Raw genomic sequence first — 21303 nt, 5'->3', positions numbered from 1 at the left:
GACCGGCAGTTATTTTATTAAATAAAACGCGCAAAACCCCGCAATTGCACACAAAATCCCGCAGTTACGCATAAATCCCACGGTTGCACACCAATTCCTTTTGACGAATTTGGTGTGCATATATTGTTTTGTTATAAGGTCGGACAATAATTTAAAGCCATTCCAGCCCGTTTTCATCAAAACGTAAAATACGATCCTGATCGACCATAAAATTGGCGGCCTCCGGTTCGCTCAACCCGCCGTAAATATGCATGATTGAACGCAGGCACCCACCATGGGTGACACAGACCGTATTGCCTTCAACCTTTTCGACCCAGTCTTTGACACGTTTGGCGAGCATGGCATAGCTTTCCGCCTTTTCACCGGGAGGCAAAAAATTCCACTTGTCTGCAACACGGGCAGCAATGAGTTCAGGGTGGACTTTGGCAATATCATCCTCGGTTGTTCCCTGCCAGTCGCCGAAATGCATCTCCATTAACTGTGGATCGGTGCGATAGCCGCGAATATCGAGCCCCATTTCACCACGGATAATTTCCATCGTTTCGCGCGTTCTACGCAAAGGGCTTGCAACAAAATCAAAGCCTTTGGCATCGCCCAACAGCTCTTTTAATAAACGGCCATTACGGGCAGCCTGTTGACGCCCATATTCGGTAATATCGCGATCTATCTGGCCTTGTATGCGTTTGGTAATATTCCAATCCGTCTGACCGTGACGGGAAAAATAAATAAGCGGACGCTTGGACACTTTATCAATCCTTTACAACAGAAATATCCGGTGCATCGACTGCTTTCATGCCGATAACATGATATCCGGCATCAACATGATGAACTTCGCCGGTTACCGAACGGGACAAATCTGAAAGAAGATAAAGCGCAGAATCGCCAACTTCATCAATCGTAACCGTCCGACGAAGGGGCGCATTGTATTCATTCCATTTGAGAATGTACCGGAAATCACCGATACCCGAAGCAGCCAATGTTTTGATCGGGCCAGCCGAAACAGCATTGACACGAATTTTTTTAGGTCCGAGATCAACTGCAAGATATTTGACACTTGCTTCAAGAGCGGCTTTGGCAACGCCCATAACGTTATAGTTCGGCATGACTTTTTCCGAACCATAATAGGTCAATGTCAAAATCGAACCGCCATCGGGCATCAATTTTTCTGCCCGCTGGGTCACTGCGGTGAGAGAATAAACAGAAATATTCATCGTCATGTTGAAATTTCTTTCCGATGTATCAACATAACGGCCTGTCAGTTCGTCCTTGTCGGAAAAGCCGATTGCATGAACGAGAAAATCAATTTTTCCCCACTTCTGTTTTACCGCATCGAATGCTGCATCAATTGACGCTGCATCTGTGACATCACAATGGCCACAAACAAATCCCCCGACCTCTTCTGCAAGCGGTACAACACGTTTTTTCAGTGCTTCCCCCTGGTAGGTAAAAGCAAGCTCGGCACCCGCTTTGTGTGCAGCTTTTGCGATACCCCATGCAATTGAATGATTATTTGCAAGCCCGAGAATTAAACCGCGCTTGCCACGCAACAAACCGTTACTGTCACCCATTGGTATTGCCTCATAATTGCTTGATATCAGTTTTCGCTTTTTGCCCTATGACATAGCTCGCACTTTTCTTCAAGTAATTGGTGCAATTTGTTCGTGAAAACCGACAATTATGCAACGCAAACGCAGAAAAACGTTCAAATTCGCTTTGTTTTTCGTTTTTGAAGAACGAAATCCGTTCATTCCTTCATCCATTTCGGTTGAAGAAAAAGCGATCTTGAAAAATGTGAATGGGCACCTTGCAAAAACCGGTATGAACCGTTCAATTCAAGTGTTCCGGTTAAACACAGAAACAGGAAGGCCGGTTCATCAAACTGGGAAAGTGGCCGTTCTTTAAAGATTCCCTGACGTTGGTCTTATCATTTCTGTTCATTTTAGCAGAACAGCAGAAATGAATTGGTCAACCGGCTCCGGCTCATAAATAAGATAATTGTAGCGGGAAAGAACTACGGTAAAACGGCATTATCAAACATCGGGATTGGGCTATTCATCAATATGGCCTGACCGATCGCCAAAAATTATAATGGCTTAAAAAAAATTGCAGAACTGCGACAATCAGGGATTATCCGGTTTATCGTCTTTAATTTCGATTGCGAAATTGATTTTGACGTCGCCATTTTTTTCAAAGTGCAAAACAGCCGGAACGAACTCGCCATCGCGCAATTCATCCTGACAGTTGAAAAACATGAAATGATAATCACCGGGCTTCAATTCAAGATAGCCGTTCGGTTCAATGGTAAGAGGTTCCTTGAGCTTTTGCATCTTGACCTTACCATATTGTTTGATTGTTTCGTGAATAACCACATGATCGGAAATGTCGGAGGTTATTGACAGCAAGCGATCTGCATTAAATCCGCCGTTATGAATGAGAGCGAAACCTTCTGCACGTTTTTCACCCGTATCGGATTTCTGCACCCACGGGCTTTCGACAGTAATATCGCCTTTCGTGAAATTTTCGGCCAAAGCTGATGAACAAAAAACCGTCAGCAGAAAAAAAGCGAGACAAAAATTGAACCTCATGACAATCCTCGTTCCCGCTTTTATTCCTATAGCTTACCCAATCAACCCGTTTTATGATCTTCAAGATTGCATTTTGATAAATTGTTCAAGTCCGGCATCTCCACCTTCCGGCAGCATAATACGGACATGAACATAAAGATCATCCCGACCACCTGTTTTGAGAGGTAGTCCTCTTCCTTTCAAGCGCAAAACCTTGTCGGAGCTCGACCAGGCCGGTATCGTCAACATAACGCGGCCGTCAAGCGTATCAACCGGTTTTTTGGCACCCAGAACCGCATCTTTAAGAGAGACCGGCAAATCGAGATGCAGTGCTCTTCCTTCAATGTGGATGTGGGGATGGGGCTTGATGTGAATTGTCACCAATGCATCTCCGGCCTGACCATAAGGTACAGTTTCACCTTGCCCTTTCAGCCGGATTGTCTGGCCATCCTCGACATAATCGGGAAGTTTGATTTTAAGCTTTTTACCATTCGGGAAAATAGCTTCGACTTTCTCGGCTCCGACGAGCTGCTCTAAAGTTACATCCAGTCTTGCATGGATATCAGCGCCCTGTTGGCGCGCTTGCGCACGGCTGCGGCTGCCAAAACCGGAAAAACCTCCGCCTCTATTGGCGCCATTTCCTGCACCGAAAAGATCTCTGAAAATATCGCCGGCATCAAAGCCCGCCTTTCCGCCACCAGACCTGAATTCGAAATGGCTGGTGCCATTACCGAACGGATTGCCGCGGCCGCCAAACCCCTGTCCGCCGCCAAAGCCCTGTCCATTGCCAAACCCTTGACCTCCACCGGCAAAGCCTTGAAAAACGGGCTTGCCTTCGGCATCAATCTCGCCACGATCAAATTTTTCTTTTTTGTCTTTATCGCCAAGAATTTCATAGGCTTGATTGACTTCGGCAAATTTATCCTGAGCAGTCTTGTCGCCTTTGTGAAGATCAGGGTGATATTGTTTTGCCAGTTTTCTGAATGCAGATTTAATCTCTTGCGGTTTGGCAGTGCGCGCCACACCCAGAACCGTATAGGGATCACGCATATTTATCCTCTTTCCAGCCGAAAAAAGGGCCTTCCCTCAAGACGGCTTTATAAAAATCTGTTCCACCTCGAAGGGCAGAAAAATACCTCATTCTCTATATGCCTATGAAAGAGCGAAAATACCAGATCATTTCATGTTTTTTTAAGTGGTTTTTGAACAAGCCGGACGAGGACATTAATGAGCCATATCGAAGCTGGTCATTGTCCAGACATCTGGAGCCATTTCACAGATTTCACCGTGATAGAGATTTTCTCCGTCATAAGCCGAACGGGTTGCCTTGAACTTGCGGCATTTACGGCCCTTATCTTTACTTTCGACAATCGAACTGATTGTTCCTTCGCTCCCCGTTATGGTATTATCCCACTTTACTTCTTTAGGAGAAGCGTTCACGTTTTCAATTGCCTTGATCTCGTCGCGAATAACAAGTTGGTCGGAGAGAATGATCGGGTCGCTCGTCAATGTTGTTTGCGAGGCCACCGAACCGGTCATCATCGAATAATCGACGGAATTTTCCGGCGTTGCAGTGGCGCCCATTTTATCAAGTTTGTCACCTGATATGATACAGCCTTGCAATAACCAAGTGATCGTGACAAAAATGACAAAACGACCAAGCCGGCTTATCAAATTAAAAAAAGCTTCCATAGTCCACTTTTTTCCGCGTCGGCCAGGTAGTTTGACAACACGCTATTATACAGAAAACACATAACTCGGGTGCATTATGACAGATGAAACGTTAACAAGTGGTGACTTTGTCGAGGCAAATGAACCTTTTGCACTTTTTAAAATTTGGATGGAAGATGCAACAAAAAGCGAAATTAACGACCCGAATGCTATGGCAGTTGCTACAGTGGACCCGACAGGCCTTCCAGATGTCCGTATGGTCCTTTTGAAAGCTTTCGGTTCGGATGGATTTGTTTTCTATACAAATTATGAAAGCAATAAGGGACGGGAAATTCTTTCATCTATGAAGGCAGCGTTATGTTTCCACTGGAAATCGTTGCGCAGGCAAGTGAGAGTACGCGGACTGGTTGAAAAGGTAAGCGACGAAGAAGCTGATGCCTATTATCAATCACGTGCACGTGGCAGCCGCATCGGTGCTTGGGCATCAAAACAATCACGGCCACTCGAAAGCCGCTTTGCTTTGGAAAAGGCTGTTGCCGAATACACGGCAAAATACGCCATCGGCAATATACCCCGTCCACCCTACTGGTCCGGCTTCAGAATCAAACCGCTTTCAATCGAATTCTGGCACGACAGACCGTTCAGGCTTCATGACCGTGTAGTTTTTTCCCGTCCTTCGCCTGATGCAAAATCGTGGGAAAAACACCGCCTATACCCTTAAGCATTCTCTTTAATCGGCAAAATTTTTCCGTTAAGCCGGACGGTTTAAATCCGGCTTTTAAAAAGCTCTGCTTCGCTTATCGGCGATAGTTATTCTTAGAAATAACGTACCGCTGCTCCAAGAACGAGGCCGAGGAAGATTAAACAGCCGACTGTCGAATTCGATTTGAACAGTCTCAGGCACTCGCTATTATTATTGATATCGATTGTGATAATTTGATAAAACATGTGGATAGCCGCAAGTAACAGGCCAAGATAGGCCAAAGTCGGCACACCGGCCAAAAGAAATGCAGCAAGGCTCAATAAAATAAATCCGCCATAAAGAACGATGAGTGCGGCTTTGGTTTTTTCACCAAAAAGTCTTGCAGTCGAGCGCACACCGACAATTGCATCATCTTCTTTATCCTGATGGGCATAGATTGTGTCATAGCCTATCGTCCATAAAACCGAGCCGAAATAAAGGAACACAGGGGCATAATCAAGACGGCCGTAAATCGTGGCCCACCCCATCAGAGCCCCCCAATTGAAGGCAAGGCCTAAAAAAAACTGCGGCCAGTATGTCACGCGTTTCATAAAGGGGTAGATTGCGACAATAACAAGCGATGAAACACCTAAAATAATGCTGAACAGATTGAATTGCACAAGCACGAGAAGCCCGACAAGACATTGCAGCCCCATAAAGATTTTCGCCTGTAGACGGCTGACCTGCCCCGATGGCAAAGGCCTTGAGCGCGTGCGTTCCACTTTATTATCGATTTTCTGGTCAACAAGATCATTCCATGTGCACCCCGCGCCGCGCATGGCTACAGCACCAATAAAGAAAAGGAAAAGGTACCATATTGCCAAGGCAACCGGATAGGGATGCGGGTGAGAATCAAAATCTTTTGCATCCATTGCCAGAATTAACGACCAGAAACACGGCCACATAAGAAGTTTCCAACCGATTGGTCTGTCCCACCGTGATAACTGGGCATATGGCCATAGAGACCGCGGCAACAAACGATAGACCCAATGCCCTGATGGCGCGTCAAAGACACGTCCTCTCACGCCCTGTTGCTGAAGTGCTTCATGAGTGCTCAAGCTTTCGGAAGCAATATTTTTGTTGTTTACCATTTATGACAGCACACCTTTTACCTTGAAGCTAAAGCATTTCGTTTCTATGACAAGAATAAGGGTTTTAACATCTTCTTCAACAGGAGCAAGTAATGAACGTTCTTCTCATCGGTTCAGGCGGACGCGAACATGCATTGGCGTATAAAATTTCGTCCTCTCCCCTCCTTGGCAAGCTCTTTTGTGCTCCTGGAAATCCCGGAACTCTCCCCTTGGGAAATAATATCGAGCTTGATGTAAAAAACCATAAAGCTGTCGTCGAATTTTGCAAGAAAAATACTGTGGAGCTCGTTATCGTCGGACCGGAAGCACCGCTCGTCGACGGCCTTGCAGATGCCCTTCGCGATGTCGGGCTTCTTGTTGTCGGGCCAAACAAACTCGCCGCACGGCTTGAAGGCTCCAAAGGTTTTACCAAAGACCTATGCGCCAAATACAATATTCCGACCGGCGACTATCAGCGCTTTGATAATGCCGAAAAAGCCAAAAACTACATTGAAAAGAAAGGCGCGCCGATTGTCATTAAAGCCGATGGTTTGGCTGCCGGTAAAGGTGTGACAGTCGCCGCAACAATAGAGGAAGCGCTTGATGCGGTCGATGCCTGTTTCGATGGTGCCTTCGGAAAAGCCGGAATTGAAATTGTTGTAGAAGAATTTCTTGAAGGTGAAGAGGCGAGTTTCTTTTGCCTTTGTGACGGAAAAACAGCCATTCCTTTTGGCTCTGCACAAGATCATAAACGTGTTGGTGATGGCGATAAGGGAGCCAATACCGGAGGCATGGGAGCCTATTCACCGGCGCCTGTCATGACCGACGATATGACAAAGCGCGTTATGAATGAAATCGTAAAGCCCACCATTCGTGGCATGGCCGATCTTGGTTGCCCATTCAGCGGTGTTTTGTTTGTGGGGTTGATGATTACAAAAAAAGGCCCCGAACTTATCGAATTCAATGTCCGCTTTGGTGACCCTGAATGTCAGGTTCTGCTGATGCGGCTAAAAAGCGATCTGCTCTCAGTACTCTATTCCGTTGCAAAAGGTCGTCTCGAAGGTATCAAACTTGACTGGACAACCGATAAAGCTTTGACTGTGGTTATGGCAGCGAAAGGTTATCCTGAAGCACCGGAACGAGGAAGCATTATTTCCGGCATAGAAAAAGCGGATAAACTGCCTGACGTCAAAGTTTTCCACGCCGGTACCGCTTTAAAAGACGGAAAAGTCATCGCCAATGGCGGTAGGGTTTTGAATGTTACAGCAACAGGAAAAACGGTAAAAGAGGCGCAACAGAAAGCCTATCAGGCAATAAAATTGATTGATTGGCCGGAAGGCTTTTATCGCCATGATATCGGCTGGCGTGCCATTGAACCGGAAGAATCTAAAGCAAACTGAAATTTCAATGCGTGAAGCGCGATAAATCGAATAGCGCTCCTTGTAGTTAGCGATTTGTTTTGTCGCCCCTAAACCGCATTCGAAAAATCGAATGCATCGCATCAAAACCGATAGTCAAGTTTTGTGCCGAATAGCTTTGTGGGATAATCAGAATCCGTTCAAAATTCAAAACGAACCGGACGTTCATTTTATAATCAGCGAGAGGAGCGTTTTCCAAAAAACATCCAGAAAATTCGAGGGGGGAGGATTTGTCCGAGACCGGCGAGATCTTAAAACGAATTTTTCGGACTTTTATACTTTTTCAGATTTTATAATTTGTTTTTGACAGGCACGTTTTTGCCGATAATCGGCAGAACATGCTCTTAATACGCCGGTTCCTGTCATTTTATACTATCTGTCAGTTGGCCCTTGAAAATTTTTATCAAAAAACAAAAATCTATTTTTCTTCGGCCGCTATTTCGCGTTTAAAAATGTTGCGCAAATCTTCCAATTGCTCGTCATTTATGGGAGCTTTCGGCAATACGTTAAATTTCTTGGGCGATATATAAAGGGCAATAAAAGTCGGATATTCTCGCCAGCCGGAAAATAAACGGAACGGGTATGTCCCTCTGATATACGAGCTCTTTATTGCTACTGCATGGTCATCCCATACCCAAGTTTGTTCAAGCCCGATCTGCTTGTCATTTTTCACCAATTGTTGGACATGGTGGGGGATCAGAACAAAATAGTTCAATGCCCAGATAGCAATGATAATCGCAGCATAAATGGCTGAAATACGATAAAGTGAATGACCCCAATTCTGATACCAGTCGGCTCCGTCAATCATCACAAGAACAGCCGACATCAGAGCAACAGCGACAATCCACAGCAGGAGGAGCCGGATCAATGTCAGTCTTGATAGCGCATGATCGCGATAATAGGCTTTGAGTGCTTCGATCGCATCCTGCTTATCAAGTATAAAAACAATCTGCCGCGTCATTCAATCCTCCGGACATATCTTGCTGGTAAGCTTAACACCGGTTCATTGTCAAATGGCAAAAAAAATTTGTTAGAGAAAATTTCGTTGGGGAAATTTATTCAGGAAAATTTCCATGTATTTTTTATTGAAATAGCCAACCGAATATTCTGAGCTATAACCGGTTTCTGTGAACAGGCTTGCAGGCAAAGAGCTTTTTTCCCAAACGTGATTTTCGATTACGAATTCGGCGTTTTCCGCAAATGGTTTAATCAAAGCAAAAAGGCGATTGCTTCCCGCTCTTGCTCGAACAGTTACCGTTAACCGCAAGAAGCGCCCACCCTTCCGGAAAAAATTCCGCAAAAATGGCCTTATCCGAGCATAACCTGATTATTGATAACCAGTCTTATTCCCAAAGAGTAACCGCGGCATCTCAATAGAAAGTTTTTCCGCTTGTTCTCATGCGGCTTTTTGCCGAAAAAATGCTCGAACGGCGACCGATCCTTGACAGGGATAACCGTTCCATCATCATTAACGAGCAACATTGGAAGATCATAAATATCTGCCCAAAGGCGCCAATCGAGGAGCACATCATCAAGATCACGCGAAACCAGAAGTGGTACGCAGGTTTCATGATTTCGATGCAAGAGTTCAAGTGAAACTGCTTTTTGCCCTGAAGAGGTCATGACAGCGCGCGCTGCAACCCCTCTGAATTGATGGGCGAGTACCAGACGTGACACACGTGAAGTACTACTTCCATTTTCTATTTTTAATGCCGCACCACGCTCATTCAATGAACAAACAACAGTTTTGCCTTGCACATCGAAAGAAACATATTGTGGCAGATGGCAGGGATCCAGCCTGAGTTCAAGTCCTGCTTTTGCCCGATTAGCCCATTGAGTGGCCATAGAATTCGTCCCCAATATCCTCGTCAATTCAATCGGGAATCACCATAGCGGGGTTTGTTAATCGGTTTGTTAAAAGGTTAGGTTAAAAAATTATTGGTTTGTTTTTTGGTTATCGAATTACAAACAGCACTTTAAGTTATTATTCACCAAAACTTATAGCATTTTTCCCGGATTCATAATGTTTTTCGGGTCGAATAGCTGTTTGATCGACCGCATCAGAGAAAGCGCTACCGGAGATTTGAAGGCAACGAGTTCCTTGCGCTTTAATTGCCCGATGCCATGTTCGGCCGAGAATGAACCATTATAACTCATAACTAATGTATGAACGCGGTGATTCATTTCGCCCCAAAGGGAAAGATAGGCTTGTTTGTCGGCGCCAACCGGTTGCGACACGTTATAATGCAGGTTTCCATCGCCCATATGACCAAAGCAGACAATGCGGGCGCCGGGCGAAATCGTTTCAATAATTTTTGCCGCCTCGCTGATAAAATCCGGAATAGAGGCAATCGGAACCGAAATATCGTGTTTGATCGAACCGCCTTCCAATTTCTGCGCGGGTGACATATCTTCGCGAAGCCGCCAAAATTCTTTCTGCTGGCCCACCGATCGGGCAATGGATGCATCTTCGATAATGCCCTGTTGAAGTGCATCTGAAAGAATATCTTCCATCGTATTATTCGCTTCACCGTCACTATGTGAAGACGAAAGGTCTAGAAGCACATACCATTCACTTTCATGTTCGAGTGGTGCACGAGCTCCTTTGACATAGTTTAGAGACATTTCCATGCCGACCTTGGCCATAAGTTCAAAACCGGTCAACATGGAACCGGCTTTTTTCTGGGCAAGAAGCAAAAGCTCTAACGCTTTTTCCGGACTTTTCATGCCCGCATAGGCAACCGCTTTTCCTTGTGGTTTTGGAAAAAGCTTCATAACGGCAGCGGTGATAATACCAAGCGTTCCTTCTGCACCGATAAACAAATCTTTCAAATCATAGCCGCTATTATCTTTTTTGACATAGCGTAAATCGTCGAGAATGCGACCATCCGGCAAGACAACTTCAAGCCCGAGGCAGAGTTCGCGCGTGTTGCCATAGGCAAGAACATCCGTGCCTCCGGCATTGGAGGAAAGATTTCCACCAATCTGGCAAGAGCCTTCCGAACCAAGTGACAAAGGAAAAAAGCGCCCCTTCTCGTCAACTTTTTCCTGTAATGTATGGAGAACCACTCCGGCTTCGACCAATGCAAGATTACCTTCGACATCAATCGAGCGGATCCTGTTCAACCGCTCCATAGAAACAATAATCTCGTTAGCAGTTTCGTCCGGTTGTTGTGCCCCGACAAGACCGGTATTTCCCCCTTGTGGAACAATGGGCGTTCCAGTCTCGCTTGCAAGTTTCATAATTTCCGAAACTTCTTTTGGAGAGGAAGGGCGCAATACAAGAGGGGTACGCCCGTGATAAAGACCGCGTTGTTCGACAAGATAGGACGAAATCACATCCTGATCCACCAAAGCGTGATTGACACCGACAATTTCTATAAAACGTTCAATCAGCTTTTTATCTATCATTTCTATTTCCTTGGTGCCGCCGCGCGTTGAAGTCGGTCATTGATAGCCTCGCCCAAGCCGGTAAAAGGTATCGGCTCGACAGCTATACATTTAACATCTTTTCTATCAAGTTCCTTCAAATAATGGAACAGATTGCTGGCCGCCTCCTCAAGATTGCCCTCTTCGCTCAAATTGAGCGTTGCCACAGCACTTCTGGCATTCAAGGTTTGTTGTTTTCCAAAGGCTAAAAGTGCTTCCCCGTTTTTCACGTCTTTGGCGTCAAGTCTCACAAATGCATTGGGTGCATAATGGGATTTCAACATGCCCGGCGCTTCAATCGCCGCTCGCTGGTCTACCCTTTCAAGCTTGAGCCCTGTTTGTTTTTCAATTTTCTCGGGCGCGAGCCCACCCGGACGAAGCAGATAAATATGGTCGCCCACGACCTTGATAATTGTGGATTCAACACCGACACGTGTCGGGCCACCATCAATGATAAGCGGCACTTTTTCGCCAAACATATCGGCAACATCTTTGGCAGATGTGCTACTCAAACGGCCGGAAATATTTGCGCTTGGTGCTGCAACCGGCCGGCCGAGTTCTTTTACTATTGTTGCGAATATACCGACAGGATTGCGAACAGCCAAAGTCTTCAAACCTGCACTGGTAAGTGGGTCTATCGAAGTTTTATTTTTAAGCGGCAAAACAAATGTTAAAGGTCCCGGCCAGAAAGCGTCCATCAGCTTTTTAGAAATATCATCAATCTCGACAATATCTTCCGCCATATCCATACCGCTGACATGCGCGATCAGCGGGTTGAACTGCGGGCGTCCTTTGGTTTTGAATATATTGGCAACCGCTTTTCCATTTGTAGCATCGGCCGCAAGCCCGTAGACAGTCTCGGTCGGTAGAGCCACGAGCTCCCCTTGTTCAAGATAGGAAACAGCCTTTGAAACAGCGTCTTTTGACGAGGCAAGAATAATCATCATATCAACCCTCTAGAATGCGCCTTTAATCGGGGCAAAACTGAAGCGATGCAATCTTTTGACCGGCCCTTCATGTTCTATTGCCGCGCGGTGGAACGCTGTTGCATATCCGGCATGTTTTTCAAAACCGTAAGCCGGGTAAACTTCTCCCACTTTTTCCATTAGCCGGTCGCGGGTGACTTTTGCTATAATGGATGCCGCCGCAATAGATTGGGAGCGCCCGTCACCTTTTATCAGTGCCTGAGCGGGATAAACAAGTTTTGGGGGAATATCGCGCCCGTCCACCAGAACATAATCTACCTTGACAGACAGGCTGCACACTGCTCGTCTCATGGCTTCAAGAGCAGCTTTTCTGATATCTGTGCGATCAATTTCAATTGCCGACAGGCTGCAAATGGATACGGCCAATGCCGAACGCAAAATCCTGTCATAAAGTGCTTCACGTTTCTTTGCCGAAAGCTTTTTGGAATCATTTAAGCCCTCGGGTATATTGTTCCGGTCAAGAATGACCGCAGCCGTCACCACAGGACCAGCCAGAGGTCCCCGTCCGACCTCGTCCACTCCGGCTATATTCTGATAGCCTTTGGCAATAAGATGTTCCTCGATCGAATAATCGGGCATTGAAGGAATATCGTGAAATAGCGGCAAATCATTGTTTTTGTGAGACATGGACAATCTAATTGCATTACACGAGTTTTTGCGCAAGTCCGGCAATTCGTAAACGTTCAGAAAAACGTTCATCAAATTTTGTCGTCAAAAAGAAACGACAACTGTTTTGCTACTTTCAACGGCGGTCTAAAAAGCCCCGTCTCGAGCTTTTGGTGGCGTTCATGCAACCCCAGTCTTTGTCGTGCCAGACGAAAACGGTCGGCAACGAGTTTGGCAAACGGCCCCTCGCCGGACATACGCGTTTTCCAATCCGCATCATAATCCTTGCCACCACGCATATCACGCAGAAGCTGCATAACCCGCCTGTAACGGTCGGGATATTCGCGCAATAACCAGTCTTTAAAGAGCGGAGCAACTTCATAAGGTAGTCTGAGCATAACGTAACCGGCGTCAATCGCACCGGCCTCTTTTGCTCTCGTCAAAACATTTTCTATTTCGTGGTCATTCAATCCGGGAATAACCGGCGCCATCATGACGCTTACGGGCACGCCCTTTTTTGTCAATTCCTTGATTGCCCATAAACGTCGCTCGGGTGTCGCAGCACGCGGTTCCATGAGGCGAGCAAGCTTTCTGTCCAATGTAGTGATGGATAAAGCCACACGGACAAGCTTTCGCTCAGTCATTCTTTCAAGAATATCGCAATCCCTTACAATAAGTGCCGATTTCGTTGTGATACAAACCGGATGGTTGCATTTATCCAATACATCAAGAATTTGCCGCATAATCTGCCATTTTTTCTCGATTGGCTGGTAAGGGTCTGTATTGGTTCCGATAGCAATTGCCCGAACTTTATAATCAGGTTTTGATAATTCCCGTTCCAGAAGTTTTGCCGCGTCGGGTTTGGCAAATAATTTTGTTTCAAAATCAACACCTGCCGATAGCCCCATGTAAGAATGGGTCGGGCGTGCAAAACAATAAATACAACCATGTTCGCACCCGCGATAAGGATTGATCGAACGATCGAAGAAAATATCGGGCGAATCATTGTGCGTAATAATCGTACGGGCTTTTTCGGTTTCTACAGTTGTTTGAAGCGGAGAAAGCTGTTCATCCAAATCCCAACCGTCATAAAACCGTTCACCTGACTGCTTTTCGAACCTTCCGGCAGGATTGAGCGCTGCTCCCCTTCCCCTTGTTTGTTGAGCCTCTGTACGAAGCAATGATTGATCAAGCAACAGTCTGCCACCATCAGCCGAGATCGCGTTAAAAGCCAATTGGTCGGCCTTTGCCATGACATTTACCAGATGGTGATTGATCACTGTTTTTCCCATCCTTCCGATCTATCATGCCGACATGAACAAAACAAGAACATAAATTTGCGTGCTTTTGCAAGAATAATGCTTTAATTGAAACAATATGGTTAGTGTAATTATTCACGCGAATGAAGATATCGATCCTCTTGCCGATACACTAGCAATGCTTGTATCGGGGAGCGTATTCGGTCTTGTCAGCGAGGTTATTCTTTGGTCTGAAAATCACAGCAATGTCTTGCAGACTGTTGCGAATGATACCGGCTGTCGCTATCTCCCCAAAAGCACACTAGGCGAAGCGATCATGGCGGCCAAAAGCAAATGGTTGCTTTTTCTCACACCAGGTGCACGATTACTCGACCAATGGCGGGAAATTTTAAGCCGTTATGTCGAGAAGGAGACAAATCCTGCACGTTTCCGCTCTGTCGATTTATCAAAAACATCACTCCTGCCCAAATTTTTCAAAAAGACCCGTTTGATGGAATGCGGTTTTCTCGTGTTGAAAGAAAAGCTTATTGACAATGCCGACAATGAAACAGCATTAAAAAAAGCGATAAACAGTCTTAGACCATCGGTTTTACCGATACAGATTTCTGTCCCCACGAAACAAAAATAAACGGCTCTTCTGTTTTTTAAAAGAGCCGTTTTTCATCAATAGTTTACAAACAAAATCGTTCGTTTTCTTATCGTTCTGTCAAGCGTGGCATAAGCATCACCAGATTATGCGGGCGTTGGCGGCTATCAAGCTCACCTTTCAATATATTATCCCACGCATCCTTGCAGGCACCTGTTGAACCGGGTAGGCAGAAGACGAATGTTCCATTGATAAGTCCTGCTGTTGCGCGTGATTGTATCGTCACCATGCCGATTGTCTCATAGGAAACTTTATGAAACATAGCCGAAAATCCGTCCATCCGCTTGTCAAACAACGGTTCTATTGCTTCCGGTGTCACATCGCGTCCGGTAAAACCTGTACCACCGGTGGTGATGATAATTTCAACATCGGGATCGGCTGCCCAATCAACAATTTTCTTGCGGATTTCAGGAATTTCATCGCGAACAATAGCGCGTTTAGCCAAATTATGGCCTGCCGTTTTGATACGTTCTTCCAGAACATCTCCCGACCGGTCATCGCTAGAATTACGTGTATCCGACACTGACAAAACCGCAATGTTGAGCGATTCCATCTTAGCTTTTTCATCAATATGACTCATGATTTTCATTCCTGATTATTCGTTTATTTTGCCCGTTGTCTCGACTGCTTTTACAAACCAGTCCGGTTTTTGTGATTTTATCTTTCTTGCCGCCTCTTCCGCTCTCTTGATATTTTCGTAAATGCCGAAACACGTTGCACCCGACCCCGACATACGTGAGAGAAGTGCGCCGTTTTCGTCAAGTATTCCCAGCACATTATCAAGCTCCGGTGCAAGTAAGCGCGCGCATTCATAAAGATCGTTATGTGTTTTGTTGAGCTCATTCACAAGTGAGTGAAGATTGGACAAGTTTGAAACATCAATATCGAGCGCTGCGCTTTTCCTGTTACCCAAAAGTTTAAAAATTTCCGGTGTCGAAATGGACTGCCCGTGATTGACAAGCACCATTGGAATTTTACAACAATCAACCGGCTGAAGTTTTTCGCCGATACCTGAAACACGAAGCGACCTGCAATTTAAAAAGGCCGAAAGGCACATCGGTACATCGGCACCCAATGTCAAACCGAGTTCAAAAAGCTCTTGATCGGATGCTTCGATTTGCCATTGCTGTTTTAAAAGCGCAAAGACACCGGCAGCATCGCCGGAACCACCGCCGATACCGGAAGCAACAGGCAGATTTTTTTCAAGAATGAGCTGACAAGGTTCGGACTTCGACGGGAACTTTTTAACAAAAACATCGCGCGCTCTTGAAACCAGATTGTCCGCATCTACCGTGAGCGCGACAGATTGAGGCCCGATAATGGAAAAACTATTTGTTTTGGCAGGTTTATAAGAGAGAACATCACCTTCAAAGCTGAAACAGACCAGACTATCAAGAAGGTGATAACCATCGTTGCGCTCCCCCACCACATGGAGCGCCAGATTGATTTTAATCGGTGTTACAATTGTTGCGGATTTTGCAACCTTGAAAGGCACGTTTAATCCCGTTCAACGTAATATTCACCCGTTTCGGGATCTTTCACCAATGTACCATTTGCACCTGTGCGGCGTTCATCTTCGGCATGTTTTACACGCAAAGCGACGCGTTCAGATTCGCGCTTGAAAGCACGATAGGCATAAAGTGCTGCTGCACAAATCAGACCATAAATAACTAATCTCAACATTTTCACCTTTAGCTCCCATGTCATTATTTGATAATTAATGAGCGCAAATCAAGTCTTGAAACGACTATTGTTATATCTTCCTTTAAGAATTTGTCTTTTTAAAGTCCATAGCGCTGCCACAAAGCCCTCTCTTCTGCCGACTGGATAAGACCATCGACCGTTGAAGAGACCAAACCCGCCGAAATTGCCGGAGTTTTGCGCCCTAACAAGCTTCTCGAAGCTGAAACAAGACGCATTTTGGCATCGTGTCCATAGCGTTGTTTGATCAAAGAACGCAAATCGGAAAGTTCATCAACAAGACCGAGCTCCTTACCCTTTTTGCCCGTCCAGAACATGCCGGTAAACAAATTGGGGTCATCGACGAGTTTGGAACCCCGACTTTCCTTTACGAGATTGATGAATGTTTCATGAATTTCGAGTTGCAGAGCTTTCAAGTGATCAATGTCTGCCTTTTTTTCAGGCTGGAACGGGTCAAGCGAAACTTTGTTTTTGCCGGCTGTATAAACGCGGCGCTCAACGCCGATTTTTTTGAGCAATTCAGGAAAACCGAATGATGCGGAAACTACACCAATTGAGCCCACAACCGAAGACGGATCTGCAAAAATTTCGTCGCCGGCACAAGCAATCATATAGCCACCGGATGCAGCAACATCTTCAACAAAAACCAGAACGCGTTTATGCTTTTCTTCCGCAAGGTCACGAATGCGACGATAAATCAGGCGCGATTGAACAGGAGAGCCGCCCGGAGAATTGATCGAAATAGCGACAGCCGGAGCTTCTTTGTCTGAGAATGCTTTTTCAAGAGCGTTTGCACAAGAACTCAGTGATAAAGTTTGACGCAAAGGGGAAGAAGCTTCCATAATCATCCCTTGCAGCCGCACAACCGGAATCTCGACAGCATTGGAACGAAAGCGGCGTGGAATAAAACGTTTGAAAAAGCCTGACAAAGTTTAAACTCCTGACAAAAATCTGCTTTAATGGCTTAAAAAAATGCACCATTGTCATTTAAGATGTAAATGGCAAAAGGCAATATTTTGTTAAAATTTCGCTCAAATACTCTGCCAAATACTCATTTTACCATTATTGATTGCATCGACGAGCGGCGAAAAAGCATGAAGATCATCATCATGAATGTAAAGTGCAGGCATCAGAGAAAGCGGTGCTTTGCTTGCTCTCTTGGCGTGAACGAGAATGCGAATTGCCGCGCCGTTTTTGCGCGAATGAACCGGAAATACCAGAACATCACCGAAGCGCCCCTCAAATGCTTTGAGAATTTCTGCCAAAGATTGTGGCCGCGCAATCAACCCCAAATAACCCGAAGGTCTTATGATTGCCGCAGCAGTACGAATCCAGTCTTCAAACATATGATCAGACATAACATGCGCTTCGGCTTTCAAATTGTCGGGTGTTTTACGGTCAAAAGGTGAATTAAAAGGCGGATTCATGATTGCAAAATCGAAAGCATTGTCTGAAAGTCCCGCCTCTTGTCTTTGCTTGCCCCTTAAAGTTACATCGGCCAAGATAACATTGATCCGTGGCGCAATTGCCGCGTTTTCCGGAAGTGCAATGCTTTTTCGCGCAAAATCGACCATTTCCGCAGCGCGTTCAACGAGAGTGACCTCGACATTTTTACACCGGGAGGCAACAGCAAAGCCTGCTGCACCGGCACCGGCGCCAAGATCGACAATTTTTCCCTTGAAATCGGTTGGCACGAGCCCGCCCAGCAACATTGCATCCATGCCTGAACGGTGCCCGCCACTTTTGGGCTGAACCAGATAAAATCCACCACGATGGAAGACATCGATCGTTTCATTCAAGGAGGAAGTATCCAATTTATTGTCTTTGTGATAGTTCATGGGCCAAGCCTGCATCTACCATAATTTGCCTTGCTTCTTCAGCACTTTCTTGATCCACCAGAAATCGACGACGGATTGCGCCGAGCGAACCTTCTGCGACACTGGTATTCTGATCGGTCACAAAATAAAGTATGCCTGCCGATTTCATAAGACTTTCGACAAATGAAATGAGCACAATATCATTGGTGGCAAATAGTTCGATCATAAAGTCAAGTCACCTATTTTTTATCGGCATGACATGCAATTACACGAGAAAATGGTATTTTTCCTTAAATAATTTTTGAAACGCGCTATCTCAAGCAATATCACGCTTGAGTTGATGAGCTTGGTTTATTAAGGTGCAGGCAAAAATCAAAAGATTTTTCAGGAGAATGGGCATTGGTTGCTGAGAACAAAACAGGTCAAAAAGTCAAATATCAGGCGTCTATAAAGCCGCTTATCGATATTACAAAAGATGATATGCAAAAAGTAAATGAACTTATCATTGCTATGGCCGGTTCCGATGTGGAAATGATTCCTGAAGTTTCGAACCATCTTATTTCTTCCGGCGGCAAGAGATTGAGACCGATGTTGACCCTCGCTTCTGCACGCTTGTTCGGTTATCAGGGGTCGGGGCATATCAAGCTGGCAACAGCGGTTGAATTTATGCACACAGCAACTCTTCTTCATGACGATGTTGTCGATGATAGCGATATGCGTCGGGGAAAATCCACCGCCAGAATGATCTGGGGCAATGAGGCGAGTGTTCTCGTCGGCGACTTTTTGCTTGGACAAGCATTCAAAATGATGGTTGAAGTCAATTCAATGGACGCTTTGTCGGTGCTTGCCAATGCTGCGGCAATTATTGCAGAAGGTGAAGTTATGCAGCTTGCGGCTGCAAAGCATCTGACGACAACAGAAGACGAGTATCTCAAAGTTATCAATGCCAAAACTGCCGCGCTTTTTTCTGCAGCAGCAGAAGTCGGCCCTATCATTGCGGGATGTGGGGAAAAAGAACGTCAGGCTTTGAGACATTACGGGACTTCGCTCGGACTTGCTTTTCAGCTTGTCGATGACGCACTTGACTATGGCGGCAATTCCAAAAATCTGGGTAAAAATACCGGAGATGATTTCCGCGAAGGCAAAATTACCATGCCGGTTATTCTTTCCTATATTCGTGGAGACGATGAAGAAAAAAACTTCTGGAAACAATCTCTCGAAGAGGGAAAAAATGACGATGATGCGCTAGCCCACGCGCTGAAACTCATGAAACAACATCATAGTCTTGAAGATACAATCAAAGCAGCGCGCCATCATGGCAATGAGGCATTGAAGGCTCTTGACGGGCTTAAACCCGGCAAGGAAAAAGCAGCATTATGCGAAGTGATCGAGTTTTGTATTTCCCGGGTGAATTAACTTCGCACAAAAACAGCGTTCTTATAAATTCTTATAAAAATGACGGGGAATTGATGGAATTTTTAAACAAATTGGCTGGATATATCCTATAAAGGTTGCCAACCTGTTTTATGTTGGAAAAAGGATCTTTTCTATGCAAGCCGCGAAAATGACTCGCCTGATTGCACTTTTGACTGCCGGCACAATTTTGATGACAGCCTCCGCTTTTGCAAAAAAAGAAGAACCTGTCAAAGCGGGGTCGTTTGCCGGAGCTTATTTGGCAGGTCGCATCGCAGCGAGCGACAACAATGTCGATCTTGCTATTTCCTATTTCAAACAGGCCCTCGGTTTTGAACCGGATAACGTATCCATGCAGCAGGATATGCTTTTAACCCTTTTATCTGCAGGCGAGTTCAAAGACGCTGTCAAACAGGCAAAACGGCTCAAAGGCAATGCTGATGTGGAACGCTATGTCAGGCTTACACTTGCAAGTGATGCCTTTATCAGAAAAAATTACATTGGCGCAAAAAGTGAGCTCGAATTTTCCGATCCCTCCGACATGGATAAACTTTCGTCCGGATTGATGGGAGCATGGGCAACATTCGGACGAGGAAATACAAAAGGCGCCATTCAAGAAGTCAAAGATCTTCTCGGACCGGTTTGGTATGATTTGTTCTTGAGTTATCATATGGCGCTGATGAACGATCTTGCCGGACATAAAGATGAGGCAGAGCGCTATTACAAGCAGGCGTTAAACGACCGCCAAGGTGGTGCAGCCGCACCTGACACCTATGAGCGCATCATTATTTCTTATGCATCGTTTCAATTGCGCAACGATAAACGCGATGAAGCACTCGCCACCTTACGTGAAGGCGAGAAAATGCTTACCGGACGCGATGCATTGAAAAACATCCGTCAGCGGATTGAAGACGGAAGTTCTCTGGATATGGTGGTCAAAACGCCGCAAGAAGGTGCGAGCGAAGTGCTTTATGATCTCGGCACAGCCATTAACCGTGGGGGTGCCGAGGCGTTTGCACGTATTTTTCTTCAATTGTCTGAAGCGCTCCGTCCCCACAATGACGCAACACTTTTCCAGCTTGCCGATATTTCCTCCAAACTGGAAGAAAACAACCGCGCGATCGACATTTATCAGGAGATACCGGTTAAATCACCTTATTATCGGGATGCGGAGTTGAGACTTGCGCTTATTCTGGCTGATACGGGAAAGAGCGAAGAATCCATTCGTCACCTTTCGGCACTTGAAAAAGATTTTCCGGAAGACCAACGCATTTCAATGGCAATGACCGGCGTCTATATGCAAGACAAAGCTTATGACAAGGCCGCTGCTGTGATGGATCGTGCAATTTCCCGCATTCCCCATCTTGAACAAGAAAACTGGTTGATGCTCTATCAACGCGGCATGGCGGAAGAGCGGTTGAAAGAGTGGGATAAGGCCGAACCGGACTTTCGAAAAGCGCTGGAACTCTATCCTAACCAGCCGCAGGTATTGAACTATCTTGGCTATTCATTAATCGATCGCAATGAAAAGCTTGATGAAGCTTTGAATATGGTCAAGAAAGCAGCCGAACTGCGGGCACAAGATGGTTATATCGTCGACTCTCTCGGATGGGCCTATTATAAACTTGGTCGCTATGACGAGGCCGTCAAAACATTGGAAAACGCGGTCAAATTACGCCCCGAAGACGCAACCATCAATGATCACCTTGGTGACGCTTATTGGATGGTCGGACGCAAACTTGAAGCCACATTCCAGTGGAATCATGCAATTGCCGGAAAACCCGAACCGGAAGAATTGACAAAAATTCAGGAAAAGCTGAAATCCGGTCTAAAAACACCTGCATTGGAAAAATCTGCTGAAAAAACCGATAGCAAACAAAATTAAACGGGCAAAGCTGTCGCTATATAACTGTTTTGATTTGTCTCGTCTCTTGACCATAGGGGCGTGAAAGCATAGACATTTTTCATGCCGGAATTTCCC

Annotated in this window: 23 protein-coding genes; 5 read left to right on the top strand and 18 right to left on the bottom strand. The window is 45.7% G+C overall.

The window, feature by feature from the left end; genetic code table 11:
• Positions 1–151 precede the first annotated feature (151 nt).
• The 5 genes from H3S83_RS04735 to H3S83_RS04715 form a co-directional block, all read right to left on the bottom strand.
• Positions 152–745, bottom strand: a complete 594-nt coding sequence (locus H3S83_RS04735) for a histidine phosphatase family protein (protein WP_077970767.1) — start codon at positions 743–745, stop codon at positions 152–154.
• A gap of 4 nt (positions 746–749) precedes the next feature.
• Entirely contained in the window at positions 750–1568 is an 819-nt protein-coding gene (gene fabI / locus H3S83_RS04730) for an enoyl-ACP reductase FabI (RefSeq protein WP_077970766.1), read from the bottom strand.
• A 552-nt stretch (positions 1569–2120) separates the two neighbouring features.
• Positions 2121–2585, bottom strand: coding sequence for a copper chaperone PCu(A)C (locus H3S83_RS04725; RefSeq protein ID WP_077970762.1), 465 nt, complete (start codon positions 2583–2585; stop codon positions 2121–2123).
• 60 nt (positions 2586–2645) lie between these two features.
• Positions 2646–3614, bottom strand: a complete 969-nt coding sequence (locus H3S83_RS04720) for a DnaJ C-terminal domain-containing protein (protein WP_198239054.1) — start codon at positions 3612–3614, stop codon at positions 2646–2648.
• 174 nt (positions 3615–3788) lie between these two features.
• A complete protein-coding gene (locus H3S83_RS04715; RefSeq protein ID WP_078039222.1) occupies positions 3789–4256 on the bottom strand; it encodes an RT0821/Lpp0805 family surface protein in 468 nt (155 codons plus the stop codon).
• Between the two features lie 76 nt (positions 4257–4332).
• Between H3S83_RS04715 and pdxH the strand changes: the two genes are divergently transcribed.
• A complete protein-coding gene (pdxH, locus tag H3S83_RS04710; protein ID WP_078039221.1) occupies positions 4333–4956 on the top strand; it encodes a pyridoxamine 5'-phosphate oxidase in 624 nt (207 codons plus the stop codon).
• A gap of 95 nt (positions 4957–5051) precedes the next feature.
• Here the strand turns inward: pdxH and ubiA are convergent, their stop codons facing one another.
• The gene (gene ubiA, locus H3S83_RS04705) at positions 5052–6068 is read right to left on the bottom strand and encodes a 4-hydroxybenzoate octaprenyltransferase (protein WP_198239053.1); all 1017 of its coding nucleotides are present in this window, start codon (positions 6066–6068) and stop codon (positions 5052–5054) included.
• Positions 6069–6160: 92 nt separating this feature from the next.
• On the opposite strand from ubiA, the gene purD reads away from it, so the two are divergent.
• Positions 6161–7447, top strand: a complete 1287-nt coding sequence (gene purD / locus H3S83_RS04700) for a phosphoribosylamine--glycine ligase (RefSeq protein ID WP_198239052.1) — start codon at positions 6161–6163, stop codon at positions 7445–7447.
• Positions 7448–7883: 436 nt separating this feature from the next.
• On the opposite strand, the gene H3S83_RS04695 is transcribed toward purD, so the two are convergent.
• The 6 genes from H3S83_RS04695 to H3S83_RS04670 form a co-directional block, all read right to left on the bottom strand.
• Positions 7884–8426, bottom strand: a complete 543-nt coding sequence (locus H3S83_RS04695) for a YcxB family protein (RefSeq protein ID WP_198239051.1) — start codon at positions 8424–8426, stop codon at positions 7884–7886.
• A gap of 347 nt (positions 8427–8773) precedes the next feature.
• Positions 8774–9310 carry a DUF6101 family protein gene (locus H3S83_RS04690; RefSeq protein WP_198239050.1) on the bottom strand — a complete coding sequence of 179 codons (537 nt, stop codon included), beginning with the start codon at positions 9308–9310 and terminating at the stop codon, positions 8774–8776.
• A gap of 153 nt (positions 9311–9463) precedes the next feature.
• A complete protein-coding gene (locus H3S83_RS04685; protein WP_198239663.1) occupies positions 9464–10873 on the bottom strand; it encodes an FAD-binding oxidoreductase in 1410 nt (469 codons plus the stop codon).
• Between the two features lie 5 nt (positions 10874–10878).
• Entirely contained in the window at positions 10879–11838 is a 960-nt protein-coding gene (locus H3S83_RS04680; protein WP_370541361.1) for an L-threonylcarbamoyladenylate synthase, read from the bottom strand.
• A gap of 12 nt (positions 11839–11850) precedes the next feature.
• Complete coding sequence (locus tag H3S83_RS04675; RefSeq protein WP_198239048.1) at positions 11851–12507, bottom strand: ribonuclease HII; 657 nt, start codon at positions 12505–12507, stop codon at positions 11851–11853.
• A 71-nt stretch (positions 12508–12578) separates the two neighbouring features.
• Positions 12579–13778, bottom strand: coding sequence for a PA0069 family radical SAM protein (locus H3S83_RS04670; protein WP_198239047.1), 1200 nt, complete (start codon positions 13776–13778; stop codon positions 12579–12581).
• Positions 13779–13863: 85 nt separating this feature from the next.
• Here H3S83_RS04670 and H3S83_RS04665 point away from each other — a divergent pair, with 85 nt between their 5' ends.
• Positions 13864–14373, top strand: coding sequence for a hypothetical protein (locus H3S83_RS04665; RefSeq protein ID WP_198239046.1), 510 nt, complete (start codon positions 13864–13866; stop codon positions 14371–14373).
• Positions 14374–14440: 67 nt separating this feature from the next.
• Here H3S83_RS04665 and moaB read toward each other — a convergent pair whose 3' ends face one another.
• The 6 genes from moaB to H3S83_RS04635 all read right to left on the bottom strand — a co-directional run bounded on the left by moaB (position 14441) and on the right by H3S83_RS04635 (position 18135).
• Positions 14441–14971: a molybdenum cofactor biosynthesis protein B gene (moaB, locus tag H3S83_RS04660; protein WP_198239045.1), complete on the bottom strand. Its 531-nt coding sequence runs from the start codon at positions 14969–14971 to the stop codon at positions 14441–14443.
• Between the two features lie 15 nt (positions 14972–14986).
• A complete protein-coding gene (locus tag H3S83_RS04655) occupies positions 14987–15886 on the bottom strand; it encodes a 4-(cytidine 5'-diphospho)-2-C-methyl-D-erythritol kinase (protein ID WP_198239044.1) in 900 nt (299 codons plus the stop codon).
• 2 nt (positions 15887–15888) lie between these two features.
• Entirely contained in the window at positions 15889–16074 is a 186-nt protein-coding gene (locus tag H3S83_RS04650) for a hypothetical protein (RefSeq protein WP_077970738.1), read from the bottom strand.
• A 98-nt stretch (positions 16075–16172) separates the two neighbouring features.
• Positions 16173–17021, bottom strand: a complete 849-nt coding sequence (locus H3S83_RS04645; RefSeq protein ID WP_198239043.1) for a S49 family peptidase — start codon at positions 17019–17021, stop codon at positions 16173–16175.
• 102 nt (positions 17022–17123) lie between these two features.
• A complete protein-coding gene (locus tag H3S83_RS04640; RefSeq protein ID WP_198239042.1) occupies positions 17124–17930 on the bottom strand; it encodes a tRNA1(Val) (adenine(37)-N6)-methyltransferase in 807 nt (268 codons plus the stop codon).
• Positions 17908–18135 (bottom strand): DUF2007 domain-containing protein, encoded by a 228-nt coding sequence (locus H3S83_RS04635; RefSeq protein ID WP_198237772.1) that lies wholly within the window; start codon positions 18133–18135, stop codon positions 17908–17910. The genes H3S83_RS04640 and H3S83_RS04635 overlap by 23 nt, the downstream gene beginning before the upstream one ends.
• Before the next feature lie 173 nt (positions 18136–18308).
• Here H3S83_RS04635 and H3S83_RS04630 point away from each other — a divergent pair, with 173 nt between their 5' ends.
• Positions 18309–19325, top strand: coding sequence for a polyprenyl synthetase family protein (locus H3S83_RS04630; protein WP_246741714.1), 1017 nt, complete (start codon positions 18309–18311; stop codon positions 19323–19325).
• Positions 19326–19458: 133 nt separating this feature from the next.
• The gene (locus H3S83_RS04625) at positions 19459–21207 is read left to right on the top strand and encodes a tetratricopeptide repeat protein (protein ID WP_198239041.1); all 1749 of its coding nucleotides are present in this window, start codon (positions 19459–19461) and stop codon (positions 21205–21207) included.
• Positions 21208–21303: the final 96 nt, after the last annotated feature.

It is taken from the genome of Bartonella sp. W8122 (genome assembly GCF_016102485.1).
Taxonomy (GTDB): Bacteria; Pseudomonadota; Alphaproteobacteria; order Rhizobiales; family Rhizobiaceae; genus Bartonella; species Bartonella apihabitans.
Note: the sequence above shows the minus strand (reverse complement) of the source record. Positions and strands in the feature narration are given on the sequence as shown.